We start from the raw sequence: 19424 nt of genomic DNA, 5'->3' as shown, positions 1-19424 counted from the left end.
GTGCTCTTGTGATTGGATATTTCTTTTGTTACCAATTATTATTTTCTCCAGGCGCGATTCAATTATCGTTTCAGTATCGTTTTTCCAGGCTATATGGACTGCACGACGCATTGACGCCTGCAATATTGAAATCAATCAAATTCGCTGGCATCTTCGTTTGGGTGACAATATCAGGCTTGAGCTTGTTTTCAGCGGCTCTTCCGGAAACCGTTTATATTTTCGCGATCAACCTTATATACGGTTGGTTAGCGATCAGTATTAGGGTCAAGGAACCCGCGCCGCTCGAATCCAAACCAAAATCACCGTCCTTCCCGAACATTGTCATGATCGGTGCCGACACCTTGCGTTGCGACCGCCTTGGCGCTTATCGCTATCGCAGAAATCTGACACCGAATATCGACAAGTTGTGCGCCGACGGCGTGTTACTTGGAAACTGTATAACCCCGGTGGCTAGAACGGCGCCCAGTGTCGCGTCGTTGTTTTCGGGTTTATGGCCCTACCAACATGGCATTCGCGACAACTACCCGTCCGCGGAGGAATGCCGGCTACCTCATCCAAGTTTAGTGCAGTGCTTAAAAGCCCAAGGCTATTCGACCCTAGCGGTTTCCGACTGGGCCGGCGCGGACTTCGGGAAAATAGACTTCGGATTCGAAACCGTATCGTTGCCCGAAGATCAGTGGAATCTCAAGTTGTTGTTCAGACAAGGACCGTCCGTCATTCGCGGTTTTTTATCGTTGTTTACCAACAATTCACTGGGAAAAAAGTACCTGCCAGAGTTGTATTATCTGGCTGGTATGCCGCTGACCGGTAAGCTAGGCCGGGAATGCCGCCAATTTATTGCGTCGGCGGCGCGAGAGGAGCGCCCGTTTTTTCTGAATCTGTTTACCTCGACCACGCACGTTCCGTTTACCTGCGATTACCCCTATTACAAGTTATTCACACCTGAGAATTACCGAGGCGAGTCGAAATTCATCATGACCAAACTCGCCACGCCTTGCGAAATCGTCGATAAACAGCAGAGAGGTTCGGATTATTTCGACGTACCGCAGATCATCAATCTCTACGACAGCTGCGTCAGACAATTCGACGACGAGGTCGGCAAAATCGTTGATTTTATCGAACAATCGGGTTTGTCCGAAAACACGCTGATTGTGATTTACAGCGACCACGGCGCCGATTTTTTCGAGACCGGCTGTTGGGGGCAAGGCAACACGCTGTTAGGCAAGGATCCAAGCGGCCGCATCCCGCTGGTCATGAAAGGCCCCGGCATGCCGAAAGGCGTCAAGTTCGAGCCGGTTTGCCGCGCCGTGGATGTGATGCCGACATTGCTTGGCTGGTTGAAGCTGGACGTTCCGGAGCATTTGCCGGGCACCAACCTGATGCCCTACATTCTTGAAAACCGATCGCCCAATCTATACGCCTATCAGGAAACCGGAATTTGGCTCGGCAAGGTGCCGGGCCTGCATCCCGAGCAAATCCTTTACCCCAACATCGTCGAATTGTTGGACATCCCCGACCAGCAAGCCGGCACATTGGTCATCAACGCCAAGTATTATCCAACCGTTATCCAAGCGAAGAGCCGTTCGATACAAGACGAGCGCTGGAAATTGATTTGCATCGCGACCCACCGCGGCCCGGTGTACCAACTCTACGATTTGGAAACCGACGCCTATCGGGATGTAGCGTCGGAATTTCCCGAGATTTATGCCCGCCTGCAAGCGCAGCTGGCGATTCATTTGAAAGCGGATCCGTACTGGAATCCCGCTCCGACCACACCGTCGGCCGCTTAAGACAACAAATTCGCCAACAATTCGGCGACCGCCAACCAATCGCGTGAGTCGCCATCACGCGCCGCTTTCATGGTAGAAAGTGTTGCCGATTTAGCATTGGCGGCGGATTGCCGCTTGGCCACCGGACGCTTTTTCGCCAACATTCGACCTCCCGCCCGCTGCCACTCCAGCAAATGACTGATTTGACCGCCGTCCAGCCATACGCCGTGACTCGCGCAACGATCCACTACCACGCCGCTACGGTAACCGTACAGTACCCGGTTCATCAACACTCGGCATACCGGACACTTTAAGTAACGGACGCGCGCGTCCGCCGAATAGCGCTCGCGGTTAATGCCGTCCAACCAAGCCCGATCGACAGCCAATGTCGATCCGGCCGTCCGCACCAACAAAGTTTCGATTTCCCCAGGATCGAAAAACAAGCCATAACAAGTCTCGCAACGTTCGATATGCAAAACCTGTTCGCCTTTCAGTGCCACGGTTTGCAACGGGGTGTCGCACACCGGACAAATTCTCGAGGTCTGAGTCCCAATCGGGCTGAAATCATACTTGCCCGATAGATCGATATCATTGCGCACACCGCAATACCGGCAAATCTGACTATTCGCCGCCAACGGCGCGGAACACGCGCTACATTTCGCCATTTTCGGTTCCCTATAAAGTCCGCTCCGACGTCATCGACCATGCCGCCACTTTTGAAAATAAAGTTCCACGCCCACCAAGCTTCTTTTCAGTACTGGCGCGGCATCGTGCAATTGCGTAACATTTTGGCAATTATGGCAAAGAACAGGAGTTCACGTGGCAATCAGAACCTATCAATCCAGCAAACCCAAGCTCGGCGAGCGTGTCCTGATCGACGAAACCGCCGTCGTCATCGGTAGCGTAGAATTGGGCGACGACGTTTCGGTCTGGCCAACCGCAGTCTTGCGCGGCGACGTGGAGAAAATTTGCATCGGTAATGCCAGCAATGTTCAAGACGGCTCCATCTTGCACGTGTCGCACGCTGGCGACTATTCGCCGAGCGGCTATCCCCTAAGGATAGGCGAGTCCGTCACGATCGGTCATCGCGCCGTTATTCACGGGTGCACGATAGGCAATTATTGCCTGATCGGCATTGGCGCCATCATCATGGACGGGGCGGTGCTCGGCGACTACAGCATGCTGGGTGCCGGCGCGCTAGTGCCGCCGGGTAAAAAATTGGAAGGCGGATATCTGTACATCGGCGTACCCGCCAAGGCCGCTCGCGCGCTAACCGACGACGAGAAGATCTTTTTGGCCTACTCCGCGTCGCACTACGTCAAACTCAAGGACAGTTATCTGGACCGCAAAGCCACCCCGGAGTGATCGCGGTTTACACTCACGGCCCAAAACATGATTCGGCTAACCACCAGCCGTTGACCGGCCGGTCGCAGGCCCTCTGGTCGTCCTGAATCAGCGGCCTATTCTTCGTCCTTGGATCGCACGCCCCGAAGCGACGACGCCCATTATTAATATTGAAACGATATTTGTTTGACAAGCCCGGCCGCTTGTTATATTGTTTCGATTCGCTACCAATAACGGACGCCGATCACGCGGTTTTTGAATTGTTGGTTGCGCGCGGCTCTTGCCCTCGGCCGCGCCCGACCTTCCGGCACAGATCCACCAACCATCCGGCCTATTCCTCTTGTCCGGCGTCCGCCGGTAGCGAAACCGGAAATCGAGTTCCCGGCCGAAGTTGGCCGACAATACCGGCTTCCATTCTTACTAGACCCGACTTCGGCCATCGCCGAAAATAAGAGGTAAACCATGAGTGAAGTACACCAAGAGAAAGATCATTTCGTACTGTATGTTGTCGTGACGGTCGTCGTGGTCGTCGGCGCGATATTGGCGGTCAAGCTGAACGAAAACGAAAAATTCGCCCCCATCAAGGACCAAATCAACGAGGAACACCGTTTAATGAATATCCGCGTCATCGCCAACCGGGAGGACTGAACATGCGCAAATTTCCGTTTATGTTAAGTTTGCTGCTGACCATGTTGATCAACACACCGCTGCAAGCCACCGAATATATTTATCGCGACCTGATGGCCAATAGTCTGGCACCGGCGCATTGCGACGCCGAACCCAAGGCGCGCGACGCCGCGGCCAAACCCTATAACATCGAACGCTTCAGCAAGAAGTTCTGCCAAACCCAAGGTTACGGTTGGCACGTCGAAGAAATCAAAACCGCGGGTAACACCGTTTGCGACAGTTGCGGAAACCAAGCCGATTTAAAACGCTGTCACCAGGAAGACATTGTCGTCAGTTGTAAACGTATCAAACCCGGCACGGTCGGTATGTTACCCGGCAAAGGCTAATATTGATCGACCTTGATGTGGCAGTTTGGCGCCCGGCGCCGCTGCCACCCCTTGGTCGGGTCACGCCGACGACACCTCATGTGTCGGGCATAAAATCTGCTTAAAAATCTCGATAAGAAATCCGTTCCGTAAACATCAACTATCGTTTGGGTGGACGACATGACCTTACTTTCGGCGGCCGAAACGGCCCCGGTCGGATACGACGCGATCGATCACGACCATCAATCCTTCATCGCGTTGGTAAATCAGTTGGATAGCGCGGACAATAACGAATTTCCCGCCCTGTTCCGCGAACTCTATCACCATACCGAACAGCACTTCGAGCTGGAAAACCAATTGATGCAAACCTTCGCCTTCCCGGCGGAAACCGAACACAAAGGCGAACACCAGCGCGTTTTGGCCGAATTCAAACAATTTCAGTCGCGCATCGACAAAGGCCTGATTCCGTTCGGGCGCGCCTTCGTCAAAGACAGGCTGCCGCAATGGTTCAAATTACATGTCGCGACGATGGATAGCGCGTTGGCCGCCCATATCCATCAAGCGAACGCGCGCGCCGGAGACACCAACGCCGCATGAGCGCCGTTCCCGAACTTGAGTTAATCGAGGGATTTTACAACCAAGCCGACTGTCGGCAACTCCTCGAACGCTTGCTCGACGAACAGGATTGGCCAAACAACCGTTACCAAGTCGGTGAACGCTGGTTCGAACTGCCGAGACAGCAAACTTGGCATGCCGACCCCGGCATTCGTTACAGTTACAGCAACAATCTGCTGGTCGCCCGGCCCTGGACCCCGTTGTTGTCCGAACTAAGAGCCGCTATCGAGTGCCGTTTGAACGCGAAATTCAACGCGGTACTGGTGAATCTCTACCGCGACGGCAACGACTACGTCGGCTGGCATTCGGACAACGAACGCGAAATGGGAGACGAACCGTTGATCGCTTCGCTGAGTTTGGGCGCCCCCCGTACCTTCGCCTACCGCCACAAGCGAAGCGGGGAACAAGGCAGCACCCGACTAAACGCAGGCACGCTACTGACGATGCGACCATCCTTTCAACACGATTGGCGGCACAGCGTCCCGCCGGCACCGGAAGTCGCCGATCCCAGGATTAATCTAACATTTCGCTACGTTCTGCCGCCGCCGAACTAAGTCGCTGGTACGACGGGTGCGCCGTGTCCGGCGCATAAAAGGCAAAGGCGGTCTTACCGGATTTCTTGACGGCATACCTTACCCCGTCAGCCAGCGAACTCAACTCTTCGGCGTCCTCGCCGTGATCGGGAAACGATACAATCCCAATTCTGTACAATTCGACGACAAGGCAGTTTTTGCTTGGGTCACCGATATTTACCCGACCTATTTTACGAAAACGCCCACCAGCGCCAACAGCGCCAGACCGGCGTATTGCCAGGCAACATCTTCGGAAACGACACCGGATTTGGCGAATGCCGCTTGTTGCAAGGCCAGCCGCAAACTACCGGGATCGGTCAGACGTTGATAGCTCAATCCAGCCTCGGCGGCCAAGCGTCTCAGATAATCTTCGTGGAGGCGGCTCAAATGCTCGTCGCCGATCACCGCTTGGCTACCGAACGGCGCATTGCGAGCGTCATAGCCTTGAATTTTTTCCGGGTTAAGATCGGATTCGCCGAAGGTCGAGCGATGCGGGACATCTTCGGGTTTGTAAAAACCCAGGCGCTGGCCGTTGGCATCGAATTTGGGAATCGGCGCGGGGTTATCGCCGCCGACGCCGATAATCACGCCTTGCACTTGACCGCGAAACTCGCCGAGATCGGGCTGGTAGCGCGCGTTGGGCGGAGGCGCCTCCTGGCCGTCGGTCAAGAACACCAAGGTTTCCTCGCGTGTTTTGAAATCTTCCAAAGTCCTGGCCAGGCCGGCGGCGATCCGACTATCGGCGGCCCACGCCATCCGCCAATCCAATGCCGCCAACGCCGCGTCGATTTCGTTGAAGCCGGAGCAGACTTCGATGGGCTCGAACAACAGCGCCGATCGGCGTTCGGTGAATATCCCCAAACCGACGCGCGATTGGCACGGCAACGCCAGCAGTTGCTCGCGCAGACTGTGTTTGACAAAGTCCAGCCGGCTGACGGCTCGCCCTTCCCGCACATAATCTTCGGTATTCATGCTGCGGGTAATATCCACGACGAAGATCAACTGGTATAGCGGACGCTGCCGTTGTCGAGTCGGGCCCGTCGCGGCCAGCACGGTCATCAATAGCGCCAGCACTAACAGCCACCAGCGGTAGTCTCTAAAATTCGGTCCGGGCATGGCGATTCAACGATGCATAATGAGACGGCCGGCGCCGAGACCCCGGCGTGCGCGTTGGGCACTGCTCATGGCAAACCGCGCGGAAATCCGGGCAGCGTGGTCCACAGCTGGGTCTTTTCCCGACCGTCGTCCGGTTCGTGACCGCTGTTGACCCTATCCATTTCCGGCAACAGCCGCATCGCCACTTCCAGATTGTACTTGGCATCCCAGTAGCCCGGCTCGGCGATCAGTGCGTCGCGATAGGCTTGCTTAGCCAAGCCGACCAACGGCGTCGCATCGTTGATATTGCCGGCGTGTAGCTTTTCCTGCGCCTGCGCCATATACAAATTCCCCAGATTGTAACGCGCCTGTGCCTGCAAGGCCGGCGGGGCCTGCCGCAGCAATACGTTCAAGGTGGCCAAGGCATCGTCGTAGCGGCCGGCCTTGCGCAAATACACCGCTCTCGCCATCCGTAGAGACGGCGGCGCGTCGGCCAGATCTTCGACCTCTACGTCGCGACCGGCCAGCAATTGCTCGATCAATTGGTTTTGGCCGGCCAGCCGATAGAGACGGGCTCCTTGTACCAAACCGACCAACAGTGCGGTCAGCAAGCCCGCCCACAGCAAACCGTGTGTGAGACCGCGCATCAGTATTTGACCTCGCAAAGTTTGGCGCCTATCAGCAAAGCCGCTAGCCCGGCGGCGACTCGGTAGCACAGCGGCGTTAAATCCTGCTTGGGAATCCGTTCGAAATAGTGCAAGGGGCGATGCTCCAAACGATTGATATCGTCTATCGCCTGACGCATCGCACCGGGATTTTCGGCTTCGTAAGCTTGATAGGGAATATTCAGGCTGGAAAAAAATAAATGTAAATAGCGTTCGGGCATGGCTTGCGCGTTGTCGTCGCGCGGATCGGTCGGCATCTCGAACAAACCGGGACTGTTCGCGGTGCGCAAAAACACCCAGTACAAGCGCACTTGACGTTGCTTGAACAACTGGCGCAATTTGGCCTCGCTGTCCGGGTCTATCACCGCCGCTCCGTCCGAGACCAGCAAAACGATACGCGAACCCGATACCGGCTGGTCGTCGAAATACGATAACGCCAAGGCCAAGCCCTTGCTGACGTTGGTATAGGCCAGCGCCGGCTGGGCCGTCGCGGCGATCGCCGCCCGCACCGCCGGCTTGTTTTCGGTCAACGGCATCACGAACAACGGCGAAGTACTGTAGGCCGCGACGCCGATCAAATCGTGATCGCGATGATCGACAAACTGGGTCAGCAATCGGCGGGCCGCCGCCGCCTTCGATTCTTCGCCGCTCCCCCCGTTGAGATGCCCGACGTCGGGTGCCTTACCGGCGAACGTGTTGTCCATGCTATTGCTGCGATCCAGCAACAACACGATGTGGGCGCCGTGGCCGATGCGCTCCACCTGCTGCTCCTTGCGATACGGCCCAGCCAAACCCAACACCAGCGCCGCGATCGTCAACGCGCCGAGCAGACGGAGCAGCGCGTCTACCAAATTCGAGAACGGATCGGCCGGCAGCAAGTCCAGCGCCGGATGTTCGCCGGCACGCATGCCCAAACGCCACAGCGGCAACGCGCATAGTAGTAAACCGGCCAGCGGCCAGACCTGTTCCACAGCCAAATTCATCGGGCGCCCCGTTCGACATCTCGACACTGGCCGCAGAGTCGGCGTAAGCGCTCGATCGCGTCGTCGGTCGCGGCCGTCTGGTCGGCAAAGAAAAACCGGTTGGAATAGTCGAAGAACCAGCTCAACTCGGCTTGCAACGGCCGGTAATGCGGGTGGGCTCCGAAAAAATCTTCCAGTCGGTGCCCGAATAGCGGTCCGCCGTGCAAGCGATTCAACGCGCCGTGCATGACCGTCAGCGCTTCGGCCATTTGCACGGCCCGCAGGCCGCGCAATTGCCGACCGGCGCGCTTGAATAGGCTACGCCGGGGTAGTCCCGGCAAATAGCCGTATTGCCAAGCCAGCCGCAAGCCAAGCGCCAGCGCCGCCAGACCCGCGACCAGCAAATTTCGCAGAACATCGGCATCCGCGATTCGCGCCGGCGGCTGATCGGGGCGCAGATACTCACCGGCTTCATCCTGGCGGGCGATCAACTCGCGTAGCGGCGCCACGGTAAATTGCCAGTCCGGGACTCGCTCTTCGAGGCTTTGCCCGTGCTGACTGAAACGCAACGGGAAACCCGGAATCGTCAGCGCCTTGACCTCCAGCGGCGCGTAGAACACCTGATATTCCAAATTCACCCGATATTCGTCGTCGCCCAACGGCTCGACCTCCGCTTGCCGCAGATGCAACCATCGGTTCATCGGTCCGGGCTTGGGCAGGCTGTCCGCGTGCAATACCACGCCGGAACGGGTCTGCACGGTGATCCGCATCGGTATTGTATCGCCGATTTGGTAGCCGAAAGGCCGTGGCGTCTCGACCCGCCATGCGCTGACCGGCCGGATCGGCGCGGCGGAGCATGCCGCCAATAATCCGGCGGTCAAGCTCAATACCCCGGCACGAATCCAGTAAACGACGGCTCGCCGACGTTCGGCAAGCGCCGACGCCGGCGAACAAGGCCGGCCTTCTTGGCGGCATAGGTTACTCGGCGCGCGCATCATGCCGCCCGTGCTAGAAAGTACTGGTTGAATTGCTCGGCCCGGTACCCTTGCTCGATAAACATCGGCTCGTGACCGAAGGCCCGGAATGCGTGCTGCAGTTGCCGACGGCGTTGCTGATAGGCGGTTTCGATACGACGTTTCAATGCCGGCCGCATCCATACGCGGCGGCGACGTCCGGTTTCCAGATCTTGCCAGGCCAACAAGCCCCAGTCCGGCATGGTCAGATATTCCTGTTCGTCCCAGAGTAGCAAGGGCACCAATTCGTGACGGCCCAGACTCGCCAGCAACGCGGGCAAGCGAACCAGCGGCCAATGACCATCGCCGATCAAAAACACCAGGGAACGTCGAGCCGGCAGATAGGCTCGCGCCCGCCACAAGCCATCGCACCCCGGCATTAACTTAAGTCGAGACAAGGCCTCAAACCAATGCTCCACGCCGCCGAGGTCTATCGATCCGGGCGGTTGAAACACCAATGGCTTATCGGCCGCGCCGAACCCGGCGAAGCCCACCCGATCTCCCGCGACATGGGCGGATTCGACGATCGCCAGTAATATTTCGACGATCGTTCGGCGTTTATCGCGCCGGCCGACGAAAGCCATCGAGGCCGACAAGTCGGCCAGCACCATGACTTCGACCCGGCTATGCTCCTGATGCGCCTTAACCCGGTACTGGCCAAACGGGTCTAGCAGACTGGCGCGCAGGTCTATCCGTCGGGGGTCCGGCCTCGCGATCAGGGCTTCGTGCCGCTTGAACAATTGTCCGTTGCCGACCATCTGCCCTGGGTGCGCTCCGGGATAGACTTGAACAGCCGGACCCGACAAGCGGTATTGGAAAGGTTCGATATTGATCGCCATGAAACTCGATGCAGCTAGCGGTGGACTTGGATCGGCATGTAGGAAGGATCGGCTCCGCCGGCAGCTATTGCGACACGATGACCTGAACCACCAAACCGGTGACCAGGCAGTAACCGGGCAGCGAATATTTCAGCGGCGCGTTGACCAGCAGTTCGACGACGCCGGAGTAACCGCGCTCATTACGGCTATAAATAGCCTCGCCGACCAGCCACAATAGGGAATCCAGAATTAACAGCGCCACAATCGTAAAAAATCCGACATCGCTGAATAAGAACGACTTGCTGGCGAGCAGGGAAATTCGCTCGTTAGTATCGACAAAATTCGCGGTCAAGATGCCGATCATCAATGCCCCTTCGTCGAAGGCCACCAAAAAAAAGGTATAGGTAAAGCGGCGCATCCGCGCCGAAAACCCGGCCAATCCGGGAAAACGTAGCGCCAGATACAGCACCGGCACACTGAGGCAGAACAGCAGAACGCCAATCACCGACAACAAAATCCAGAATTTGAAACCGACCGCGTCATTCAACGCGCTGGTGTAGTAGGCCGCGTAGGGAATGTCGGAATAAGCATCCAGGGCGCTGGCGATAAACGAGCTGATGATGCCGACGCCCGACCAAGTCAAATAGGTTTCCAATAAATGGCCGAGTCCGGCGTGCGGAATCATGGCGCGTAACAAAGTTTTCCAGTTCATGGGACTCAAGGTGCTGCGATGTGATTGAGGATTTCGCCGACCAAGGCCGGCAACAGCTCGTCGTGACGGTAGGCGTAGATCGGATTCAAGAACAAGCGGTGACTCATCGTCGGCGCGAACACCGCCTGGATATCCTCGGGCCACAAGCTGTCGCGCTGTTCCAGCCAAGCCCGAACCTTGGCGGCGCGGATCAGATAACTCATGCCGCGCGGACTGACACCGGCGTGCAGCAAGCGCTCCATCTCGACATCGCTCAAACTAATCCCGTACGCCTTGGGATCGCCGCTGGCCTTGGCCAGATCCAGCGCGTATTTGCGTAGCGCCGGACTGGTTTGAACGCGTTGTTGAATCGCCTCGCCCAGCGCGTTCAGGTTTTGATAGCCGATACCGGACTCCGCCATGCCGGCGATTAAGGCGTCGACATCGTGAAAGCGCGGATCGAACATCAATTCGTCCAATACCGCATCGTCGCCGGGCGCGGCGATGTTGATTTCCATCAGGAACCGGTCGCGCGCCGCCGCCGGCAATTCGAAAGTTTCTTCGCGTTCCACCCGGTTGCGATCGGCGAATACCAACATGTGCGGCATCCGGTATTCGCGGTTGAACGCGCCAACCGCGCGCTCGGCCATGACCCGCAACAGCAGCGAATGCACTTGCGGCCGGGCTCGATTGATTTCGTTGAAGAAAAACACCGATAACTGCTCGCCTTGCTTGAGCAGCGGACCGGGATCCACGCAAGGCCGGCCGTCCTGGTTCAGGTAGGTGTAGTAAATCAAATCGGCGGGCATCAAATCGATGGTGCCTTCGATGCGCTGATAGCGACCGCCCAGTCCTTGCGCGACGGTACGCAGTAGCGTGGTCTTGCCGACGCCGACTTGACCTTCCAGCAGCACGTGACCGCGAGCGAATACCGCGATCAGGAGATTGCGCACCGCCGTCCGCTGGCCGACGACAATCCGGTTTATCTGGTTTTCCAGCGCCAGCGCATCGTCGCGCCGGCTAGCTAGCGTATGTTCGGTGATCATGTTTAGCTTGGCCCGTTACGGGCATATAGGCAAAAAAACTCCGGGCGGTGCCCGGAGCCGTGAGCTTCAGTCTTATCTTGGGCCAAACGCACGGCCTACCCTTGCCGCAAGTCCAGCGGTCCAAGCCTATTCCGTTAGACTGGTCTCTAGGGTTGCCGCCTTCCCTGGCGGCGTCCTAAGGGCCTGGTGACGACGCCCGCGCGAACACCTCGGTGTTCGCCGCCTGCCTTGGTCGAAAAACCACTGGCGATCCGTTCGCGGTCGCCAAGCGGCTTTTAACCGTCTCGCTCGGGCTTATTGACCTTCGACGTCGTAGACGAACTTGCCGGTTTTGGCCAGAATTTCGCTGCGTTTGGCGTTGCGGGCCTCCATTTCCTTGATCGATTGACTTTGCTTGTTCAGTTCGTTGACATCGTGTTTCGGGTCGTATTTGCTACCGGCCACTTGCGCGGGATAACCCGGTTTCGGTTCCCAGCAGTTACCGGCTTCCTTACATTTGGTACCGTCATAGGCCTGGGCGGACGCCGCCAGAGTCAGAGCCAATGTTGCGCTGCTTAAGGTCAAAAAGTGTTTCATGTTGATCTCCTGATAAGTATTTGGAATTCCGGGCGCGCCAACGTCGCGACGTAGTCAATCCGGAGTGAAGCGACCTTATTTCAACCAGTCCGCCTTTTTCGGGTCGCCTTTGTAGATGTGGCGTATGAAAGCCATGATGTGCAACATTTCGTCCGTGCTGAACGTAACGTACTGAGGCCCCATCATGCCGTTGGCGCCGCCAAACAGCACCTCGAACAAACCCACGTCGGTGGCGTTGCGCGGATAGGTCCAATAGTCGTCGGCCAGTCCCGGCCCCAGCTTACCTTCCGCCTCGTGCCCGTGGCAGCCGGAACAACCGGTCATGTATAGGCTTTCGCCCTTCTTGATAGCCTCCGCGTCGCCGTTGTACGGGTTCTTACCGGTTTGCATGAATTGCTTGAACTTGTCGGTATTGCCGCCCTTCTTGGCAAAACTCAGATCCAGAGTTTCGCCGGTCAAGGCATGGCGCAGAGTGATGTCGGCCCGTGCCGTCGAGACGGCGGCAATCGCCAACATCGCGGCCGCGCCGCTCAAAAAGGTTTTGTATTTCATTTGTCGATGATTCCTGTTAGTTCATGGACAAGGCGGTCTCGGGTTCGTCCAGTAGCGGAATACCTTCCGCTTCCAGCAGTTCGCCGATCTCGTCTTGCTTGTCTCTTACAATTTTGTTCAATTGCTCCAACAACGCGACTTCGCCCTTACGCACGCCGATCGAGGTGCTGTAGTGGAAACCGACTTTTTCACCGTCGGCTCGCTTGTTGTCGTCCGGTATTACCGTCATCGTCAACGGGGTATTGGACGCTTTAACGTAACGCGCCGCGGCCGGCCCCCATAACACGGCGATTTCCGCTTTGCCGGTAGCCACTTCATTCACCAGCTTGTCGTTGTCGTACTTGACGTACTGATTGCGCTTGGATTTGAACCCGACCAGCTCTTGCTGATAGCTGAACATGTCGTTGTAACGGCCTATCGCCCTGAGCATGGTTTCCGCCGGCGTACCAGGCGCGAACGCGATGCGCTTGGCGGTTTTCAACGCCGGGCTGTCCCAGTTCCGCAGGTCCAAATGATCTTGCTCGCGGGTAATGAAGACATAGCCGGACCGGTAATACGGCAGCGTGGTCAGCAAACGCGGATCGCCGTGATCGACACCCATCACCACGTCGCACAAGCCTTTGTCGACGAAGTCGCGGATGAAGTAACGCGGATCGGTCCAAGTCACCGCTTCCAGCTTGCGACCCAGTTGCTCCGCAACGTATTGCGCCAGTTTGTTTTCGAAGCCTTCGCCGGCTTTGTTGGCGTAAGGCATTTCGTTTTCCGCCGTGCAGACTTTCAAGGCCGGTGGTTCGGCTTGGGCGCAGGCAGACCCGATACCCAGCGCCAACGCGGTAAAAATATGTATCGCTTTTTTCATGGTTTGGATTTCAGCGTAGGGTGGGCATGCAATACCCACCGATTCGGTCGACCAAAGGTGGGCACAATGTGCCCACCCTACGATTTACAGCGAGAACACCATGACGCCGCCGCCCATTTGGGTGTAATGCGCCAACTCCTTGAACGCACCCACCGCACCGAGACCGGCGGTTGGGTCGGCTAGGTCGAATACCAAGCCGACGCCTGGCCAGCCGCCGACACCGTAATAAATCGCAACATATTGTTTGTTGTTGTGTTTATAGGTAATCGGGTGACCGATGACGCCGGAAGGCAGTTTGAACTTCCACAGTTCCTCGCCGGTTTTGGAATGACGGGCCTTGATGTAGCCGTCCAAGGTGCCGTAGAACACCAAGTCGCCGGCCGTCGCGGTGGTGCCGCCCCAAACCGCGAATTTCTCCTGAACTTCCCATTCCATTTTGCCGGTGACCGAGTTCATCGCCTTAACTTGTCCCAAGGTGCCTTTCGGACCCGGGTACATGTTCAAAGTCGCGCCGACGAAGAACTGACCCGCGCGGTAAGGCAGCATGAACGGTTCCCAGTCCATGCAGATGTGGTTGGTACCCATGAAGAACAATTGCTTGTTCGGATCGTAGGATTCGATACCTTGGTTGTGGTAACCCATCGCCGACGGACAGATGCCAGTGGCTTGGTGGTCCATGTGTGTCGAATATTCCGGGTCGCGGATCGGCAAGCCGGTTTGCAAATCGACTTTTTTCACCCAGTTGACGGTGTCGTCGATTTTGAAGGCATTGATCAAATCGCCATTTTCACGATCCAGGGTGTAAACCAGACCGTTCCGGTCGGGGTGAGTCAGCAATTTGCGTTTTTTGCCGTTGACCACTTGCTCGGACAAGCCCATGTAGTTGACGCCGGCATAGTCCCACTCGTCGTGCGGCGTTTTTTGGTAGCCGAACTTGGCTTCGCCGGTGTTAACGTCGCGCCCCCAGATCGTCATGGTCCATTTGTTATCGCCGGGCCGCATGGTTTCGTTCCACGGCGCGGGGTTACCGGAACCGTAGTACAGCATCTCCAGGTCGCTATCGTAAGCGTACCAACCCCAGTTGGTGCCGCCGCCGATTTTCCAGGCGTCGCCTTCCCAGGTTTTTTGTCCCAAGCCAAACTGACCGTAATGCGGATTGGCGTTATTAAAGTCTCTCGCGAGTTTCAAGTCTTCGTCGGGACCGGTCGCGTACACCCGCCACGCCTGCTTGCCATCCTTGATGTTGTAGGCCGTGGCATAACCGCGCACGCCCAACTCGGCTCCGGCGGAACCGACGATGACTTTGTCCTTGACGACGAACGGCGCCATGGTCAGAGTCGAACCCATCGCGATGTCGGAATTTTCCATTTTCCACAAAACTTCGCCGGTCTTGGCGTTCAGCGCGACGATGTGACCGTCCAACTGATTCAGAAAGATCGTGGCGGGGTAATCCTTGCCCGCCGGTGCATATGCCAGCCCGCGATTGACGACGTCGCAGCAAGCCACGGCGCGAGCGGCGGGATTTTGCTTAGGCTTGAATTGCCAAAAAATCTTGTCGGGATTGTTCAAATCCAGGGCAAACACGTTATTCGGATACGGCGTATGCACGTACATGATGCCGTCGACGACCAAGGGGCCACCTTCATGACCGTTCAGTACGCCGGTCGAAAACGACCACGCAACTTTCAAATTCTTGACGTTATTGGCATTGATGTCGATCAACTCGCTGAAATGCGTGGAACTGTAGTCCTTGGTCTGCATCACCCAGTTGGTGTTTTGCTTGGACAATTGTTCAAGTTCCTTATTCGCCTGTGCCGATTGCGACACGGCCAGCGCGGCGCTCGTCAATAGAGCCGATGTCGTGACCTGCTTGGCAAATCGTGAAATTTGCATGAATCCTCCTGTGTTGTTTATGTGGGGTGCATGGCCCGACAGATCAGGTTTAAGGGAGCCTTAGGTTAAAAAGCCGATGCGCCGACGACAGTCCCCACCGAAACCGAACGGGGGTGCGCTCGACTTAGGCTTGATCCGGGAACCCGCGGCGAAACCATCGCCTTTTCACATCAGCCGTCTCGATCAAGTCGCACACGAAGACTTAAGACCGGCCGTGCCATGCTGCCGCAAATGGTAAAGAAAGCCCCCCTTGCGGCGTTACGGAAGAATCCATGAAGAAACGGGGAAAATGACAAGAAAATTGTCGAGAAATATTCCCGTACAACCACGCGACACCGCGATCAGAACAGGAAAAGCTCCCATAGTCCGAATCGACGAAAACGGGCATCATGACCACTGCGGCATCGAAGCCGCTGTGCAAACCCGGATCCGACGCATCAACGCCGCCGGCAATCCAACCCACTTTTTTCCGGCTGAACTCAGTGAATCGTAAAATCAATGTCTTGCTGGTAGACGACCACGCGGTCGTCAGAACCGGTTATAAAACCTACCTAGGTCTATCGGAACGCATCGGCGAAATTTACGAGGCGGACCGTGGCGAAACCGCTTGCCAACTCTATTCCAAGCAGACGCCGGATGTCGTGGTCATGGATTTGTCGATGCCCGGATTGGGCGGCTTCGAGTCGATACGCCGCCTGTTGAGCCGACACCCGCAGTGCCGCATCCTGGTGTTCAGCATCCACAACGAGCTGGTTTACGTGACCAGGGCGATCAAAGCCGGCGCGAAAGGTTACATCACTAAAAACAACGAGCCCGACACCTTGGTGACGGCGGTGTGCACGATCGCCGAGGGCGGTACCTATGTCGATCCGGATATCGCCCAGCAGCTGGCGATCAATATGGCCGTGGACCAGGATGAAGAGACCAAGATCAAGGCCTTGTCGCCGCGCGAATTCGACATTTTCTGCCTGTTGGCGAACGGCTTGACGTCGCGGGAGGCCGCCGAAAAACTCTGCCTGAGTTACAAAACCGTTTGCAACCACGCGACCGCGATCAAGGACAAACTGGGCGTAAAAAATATGGCGGAGCTGACCTTGCTGGCCAGCCGGCAAGGCATCGTCAAACCGGCGTCGGACATCAATACGGCTGTCGTCTGAGGGCGGGTATCGTTAACGCCCCCTCTCCTCGCGGAAGAGGGTTCTGTTTTGATTTTTACGACAGCCTCCAGAGGCGAAGCGACCTCACACTCGCCCATCCTCGAATCCCAGCTAAAAACCGTCCCGACACGGACTCGCCGAACCTAGCTAGCGCCCGGCTGACTACGGCCAAAAAAACCGAAATTCACCGCGAATACTTAATATAATGTCGGGTCTTCACCTCACCAACAGGATAAAAAAAATGGCTGATAATCTGATTGCACCCTCCATACTTTCCGCCGACTTCGCGCGTTTGGGCGAGGAAGTCGTCAACGTGTTGAATGCCGGCGCGGATATTGTGCATTTCGATGTGATGGACAACCATTTTGTACCGAATCTGACGATAGGCCCCTTGGTTTGCGACGCGTTGCGCAAGCACGGCGTGACCGCGCCGATCGACGTGCATTTGATGATTGAACCGGTCGATCGCATCATTCCCGACTTCGCCAAGGCCGGCGCCAGTTACATCACCTTCCACCCGGAAGCCTCGCGCCACATCGACCGCAGCCTGCAAATGATCCGCGACCACGGCTGCAAATCCGGCCTGGTCTTCAACCCGGCCACGCCGCTGTCCTTCCTCGACCACGTCCTGGACAAATGCGACATGATTTTGCTGATGTCGGTCAACCCCGGCTTCGGCGGCCAGTCTTTCCTGCCTTCCGCGCTGCCTAAATTGCGCCAGGTCAGAAAAATCATCGACGACAGCGGTTTGGACATCCGCCTGGAAATCGACGGCGGTGTCAACGCCGCCAATATCCGCGAGATTAAGGAAGCGGGCGCCGACACCTTCGTCGCCGGTTCGGCGATCTTCGGCAAGCCCGATTACAAAGCCGTCATCGCCGAAATGCGCGCCGAATTGGCGAAAGCCCAGTAAACCGTCTCTCCGGCGAAAGGACCGAGCCCGCAACGCTTACCCAGTCCGATTCGCTTCAGTCTGTCGCCGGCTATATGGCCGGCGACAGCTTCTTCGCTTGGCCGGCTCCTCTGCCCGGCTCAATGCGTGCCTGGCTCTAAGTTCACACCGCGTAATTCGTGACTTTCCCAACACCACGCGAGATCGCAGTGCTATTGAAAATCCGCCAGCCATCCCCAGACTCTTGGAAACTTTATGCCGATCCGGCAGTCAGTTGCGACACCGGCCGCGGGGCCGGCTTATTTTAACGTCAGGGAGCCATTCCTATGAATCCACAAGAACGCGATCAACTTACCCAGTTTTTGAAACCCTTGAGCGAATTCAAATTGACCGCCAAGGACGCCGAAGCCGAAGCGCTGATCGCCCAGGCAGTCGCGCGACAGCCGGATGCCGCCTACCTGCTGGTCCAACGCGCGATGTTGCAAGACCAAGCCCTAAACGCCGCGAAAGCACAAATCGCCGAGCTTCAAAACCAATTGCAGAACACGCCGCAACGCGGCGGATTTTTGCAAAACGACCCGTGGGCGCAACCGTCGGGCGCGGGCGTTCCGGGTGCCGGCAGCTACCAGCCCCCTAGAACGGCGGCAATGCCGTCGCAAGCGAGCAGTTTCGGCGGCGGTTCCAGTTTTCTCGGCAACATCGCCACCACGGCGGCTGGGGTCGTGGCGGGATCGTTTTTGTTTCAAGGTATCGAAAGCCTGTTGGGGCACCACGGTAGCGGCTTCGGCGGATCTGCCTGGGGAAATCACAACGGCGCCAACGAATTGATGCCGGAACAAACCGTCATCAACAACTATTACGGCGACGACGCAATCCAGACCGCCCAAGCGGACGATAATCGCAACGACTATTTGGTCGGCGACGATAGCGGCTATGACGCCGATGCCGTCGATGACAGCGATTCCGACTGGATTTAACCAGCACAGAGACCTTTCTTCGCGCGCCCGCAGATTCGTCGGGCGCGCCTCACCACCCCATCACCAACAATCCGTTACCGATCGCGTCCGCAAACCGGCGCAGTCAGGTCTATTGCTGCCCCCTCCGTCACCGAAATACCCGCAACTCCGGCCATTTCCATACTTACCGGGTACTAACTTTCGGCGACATTCGCACACCAATGTAAACGCGTTGCTCTAAACCCTCGAATCCTGCAAACGCAAAGTCTTTTAAGCCCCTCTTACGATATCACCCAAAAATTCCGCTTGACTCGAATTTGAGAATCATTATCATTTGTAACCGACAGTGTTCTCTCGTCCTGTCACGCCGCACCTGCACAACTTGAACACGTTAAACAGCGTGCGGCGTTTTTGATCATTTCCAAAGTTTGCGGAGGCATCATGTTCGACGATCAACTATCCAGCCCGGCCCACGGCCGTGAATTGACGCAGCTACACACGATGACCTGCTTGCTAATGACCCAATTCATCAACGGCCGGCATTGCCCGAAACTAGCGCACCGCATCGTCAGCCAGCTGGCGCTGCTGTTAAGCCATCCGCAATTGGACCATACCGCCGCCAGTCGCGATATGTATTTACAACTGCACGACCACTGGCAGCGCGTGACGGGCTTATTGCTTGATCGGCGGGACGGCGGCCTGCCGCGATACCAGTAAATTCGTCGCGACCCATTCCGGAAGAAACCTATGACCGAAACCAACACCAACCCAACGGCAAAAACCGCCGGCGCCAATGCCGAGGCCTTGCGCAACCGACCGCGACTGAACAGTCGCGCGCTGTTCGGCGCCCAAACCGAGATCGTCATTGAGCACCAAGGCGAAGAATACCGACTGCGCATTACCAGCAACGGCAAACTGATTTTGACCAAATAGCGCGTTCCATCCACCTCAGCCAGC

General features: G+C 57.0%; 24 protein-coding genes. 12 read left to right on the top strand and 12 right to left on the bottom strand.

Annotated features, from left to right (window positions below; genetic code table 11):
• Positions 1 to 323 precede the first annotated feature (323 nt).
• Positions 324 to 1790, top strand: coding sequence for a sulfatase (locus tag A1355_RS16475; protein WP_197471835.1), 1467 nt, complete (start codon positions 324 to 326; stop codon positions 1788 to 1790).
• On the opposite strand, the gene A1355_RS16470 is transcribed toward A1355_RS16475, so the two are convergent.
• Positions 1787 to 2434 carry a zf-TFIIB domain-containing protein gene (locus tag A1355_RS16470; protein ID WP_064030132.1) on the bottom strand — a complete coding sequence of 216 codons (648 nt, stop codon included), beginning with the start codon at positions 2432 to 2434 and terminating at the stop codon, positions 1787 to 1789. The two genes, A1355_RS16475 and A1355_RS16470, sit on opposite strands and share 4 nt — an antisense overlap.
• A 154-nt stretch (positions 2435 to 2588) precedes the next feature.
• On the opposite strand from A1355_RS16470, the gene A1355_RS16465 reads away from it, so the two are divergent.
• From A1355_RS16465 to A1355_RS16445, 5 genes are all read left to right on the top strand, one after another.
• Entirely contained in the window at positions 2589 to 3134 is a 546-nt protein-coding gene (locus A1355_RS16465; protein ID WP_064030130.1) for a gamma carbonic anhydrase family protein, read from the top strand.
• 441 nt (positions 3135 to 3575) lie between these two features.
• On the top strand, positions 3576 to 3761 hold the full coding sequence (locus A1355_RS16460) for a hypothetical protein (RefSeq protein ID WP_064030128.1): 186 nt from the start codon (positions 3576 to 3578) through the stop codon (positions 3759 to 3761).
• 2 nt (positions 3762 to 3763) lie between these two features.
• Positions 3764 to 4126 (top strand): hypothetical protein, encoded by a 363-nt coding sequence (locus tag A1355_RS16455; protein WP_231883700.1) that lies wholly within the window; start codon positions 3764 to 3766, stop codon positions 4124 to 4126.
• Positions 4127 to 4285: 159 nt separating this feature from the next.
• Positions 4286 to 4702 carry a bacteriohemerythrin gene (locus A1355_RS16450; protein WP_064030125.1) on the top strand — a complete coding sequence of 139 codons (417 nt, stop codon included), beginning with the start codon at positions 4286 to 4288 and terminating at the stop codon, positions 4700 to 4702.
• A complete protein-coding gene (locus tag A1355_RS16445) occupies positions 4699 to 5274 on the top strand; it encodes an alpha-ketoglutarate-dependent dioxygenase AlkB family protein (RefSeq protein ID WP_064030123.1) in 576 nt (191 codons plus the stop codon). Before A1355_RS16450 ends, A1355_RS16445 begins: the two co-directional genes overlap by 4 nt.
• A 204-nt stretch (positions 5275 to 5478) precedes the next feature.
• Here the strand turns inward: A1355_RS16445 and A1355_RS16440 are convergent, their stop codons facing one another.
• The 11 genes from A1355_RS16440 to A1355_RS16390 form a co-directional block, all read right to left on the bottom strand.
• Positions 5479 to 6408 carry a vWA domain-containing protein gene (locus tag A1355_RS16440; protein ID WP_064030121.1) on the bottom strand — a complete coding sequence of 310 codons (930 nt, stop codon included), beginning with the start codon at positions 6406 to 6408 and terminating at the stop codon, positions 5479 to 5481.
• Positions 6409 to 6473: 65 nt separating this feature from the next.
• Entirely contained in the window at positions 6474 to 7034 is a 561-nt protein-coding gene (locus A1355_RS16435) for a hypothetical protein (RefSeq protein WP_064030119.1), read from the bottom strand.
• Positions 7034 to 8035 (bottom strand): vWA domain-containing protein, encoded by a 1002-nt coding sequence (locus A1355_RS16430; RefSeq protein WP_064030117.1) that lies wholly within the window; start codon positions 8033 to 8035, stop codon positions 7034 to 7036. Before A1355_RS16430 ends, A1355_RS16435 begins: the two co-directional genes overlap by 1 nt.
• Positions 8032 to 9012 carry a nonribosomal peptide synthetase MxaA gene (locus A1355_RS16425; protein WP_231883699.1) on the bottom strand — a complete coding sequence of 327 codons (981 nt, stop codon included), beginning with the start codon at positions 9010 to 9012 and terminating at the stop codon, positions 8032 to 8034. The genes A1355_RS16430 and A1355_RS16425 overlap by 4 nt, the downstream gene beginning before the upstream one ends.
• A complete protein-coding gene (locus A1355_RS16420) occupies positions 9009 to 9866 on the bottom strand; it encodes a DUF58 domain-containing protein (RefSeq protein WP_064030115.1) in 858 nt (285 codons plus the stop codon). The genes A1355_RS16425 and A1355_RS16420 overlap by 4 nt, the downstream gene beginning before the upstream one ends.
• Positions 9867 to 9930: 64 nt before the next feature.
• Complete coding sequence (locus A1355_RS16415; protein WP_064030113.1) at positions 9931 to 10557, bottom strand: hypothetical protein; 627 nt, start codon at positions 10555 to 10557, stop codon at positions 9931 to 9933.
• A gap of 5 nt (positions 10558 to 10562) precedes the next feature.
• Positions 10563 to 11582, bottom strand: coding sequence for an AAA family ATPase (locus A1355_RS16410; protein WP_064030111.1), 1020 nt, complete (start codon positions 11580 to 11582; stop codon positions 10563 to 10565).
• 294 nt (positions 11583 to 11876) lie between these two features.
• A complete protein-coding gene (locus A1355_RS16405; RefSeq protein ID WP_064030109.1) occupies positions 11877 to 12158 on the bottom strand; it encodes a methanol dehydrogenase [cytochrome c] subunit in 282 nt (93 codons plus the stop codon).
• A 75-nt stretch (positions 12159 to 12233) separates the two neighbouring features.
• The gene (gene moxG / locus A1355_RS16400; RefSeq protein WP_064030107.1) at positions 12234 to 12710 is read right to left on the bottom strand and encodes a cytochrome c(L), periplasmic; all 477 of its coding nucleotides are present in this window, start codon (positions 12708 to 12710) and stop codon (positions 12234 to 12236) included.
• Positions 12711 to 12726: 16 nt separating this feature from the next.
• A complete protein-coding gene (moxJ, locus tag A1355_RS16395; protein ID WP_064030104.1) occupies positions 12727 to 13569 on the bottom strand; it encodes a methanol oxidation system protein MoxJ in 843 nt (280 codons plus the stop codon).
• 84 nt (positions 13570 to 13653) lie between these two features.
• A complete protein-coding gene (locus A1355_RS16390) occupies positions 13654 to 15462 on the bottom strand; it encodes a methanol/ethanol family PQQ-dependent dehydrogenase (protein WP_064030101.1) in 1809 nt (602 codons plus the stop codon).
• 289 nt (positions 15463 to 15751) lie between these two features.
• Here A1355_RS16390 and A1355_RS25775 point away from each other — a divergent pair, with 289 nt between their 5' ends.
• From A1355_RS25775 to hemP, 6 genes are all read left to right on the top strand, one after another.
• Complete coding sequence (locus A1355_RS25775) at positions 15752 to 15955, top strand: hypothetical protein (protein ID WP_197471834.1); 204 nt, start codon at positions 15752 to 15754, stop codon at positions 15953 to 15955.
• Positions 15945 to 16619 carry a response regulator transcription factor gene (locus A1355_RS16385; protein ID WP_064030099.1) on the top strand — a complete coding sequence of 225 codons (675 nt, stop codon included), beginning with the start codon at positions 15945 to 15947 and terminating at the stop codon, positions 16617 to 16619. The genes A1355_RS25775 and A1355_RS16385 overlap by 11 nt, the downstream gene beginning before the upstream one ends.
• 241 nt (positions 16620 to 16860) lie before the next feature.
• Positions 16861 to 17532, top strand: a complete 672-nt coding sequence (rpe, locus tag A1355_RS16380) for a ribulose-phosphate 3-epimerase (RefSeq protein ID WP_064030096.1) — start codon at positions 16861 to 16863, stop codon at positions 17530 to 17532.
• 305 nt (positions 17533 to 17837) lie between these two features.
• Positions 17838 to 18488 carry a DUF2076 domain-containing protein gene (locus A1355_RS16375; protein ID WP_064030094.1) on the top strand — a complete coding sequence of 217 codons (651 nt, stop codon included), beginning with the start codon at positions 17838 to 17840 and terminating at the stop codon, positions 18486 to 18488.
• A 420-nt stretch (positions 18489 to 18908) separates the two neighbouring features.
• Entirely contained in the window at positions 18909 to 19184 is a 276-nt protein-coding gene (locus A1355_RS16370; protein ID WP_064030092.1) for a hypothetical protein, read from the top strand.
• Positions 19185 to 19214: 30 nt separating this feature from the next.
• Positions 19215 to 19400 carry a hemin uptake protein HemP gene (hemP, locus tag A1355_RS16365; protein WP_064030090.1) on the top strand — a complete coding sequence of 62 codons (186 nt, stop codon included), beginning with the start codon at positions 19215 to 19217 and terminating at the stop codon, positions 19398 to 19400.
• Positions 19401 to 19424: the final 24 nt, after the last annotated feature.

Source organism: Methylomonas koyamae, assembly GCF_001644025.1.
GTDB classification, from domain to species: domain Bacteria; phylum Pseudomonadota; class Gammaproteobacteria; order Methylococcales; family Methylomonadaceae; genus Methylomonas; species Methylomonas koyamae_A.
Note: the sequence above shows the minus strand (reverse complement) of the source record. Positions and strands in the feature narration are given on the sequence as shown.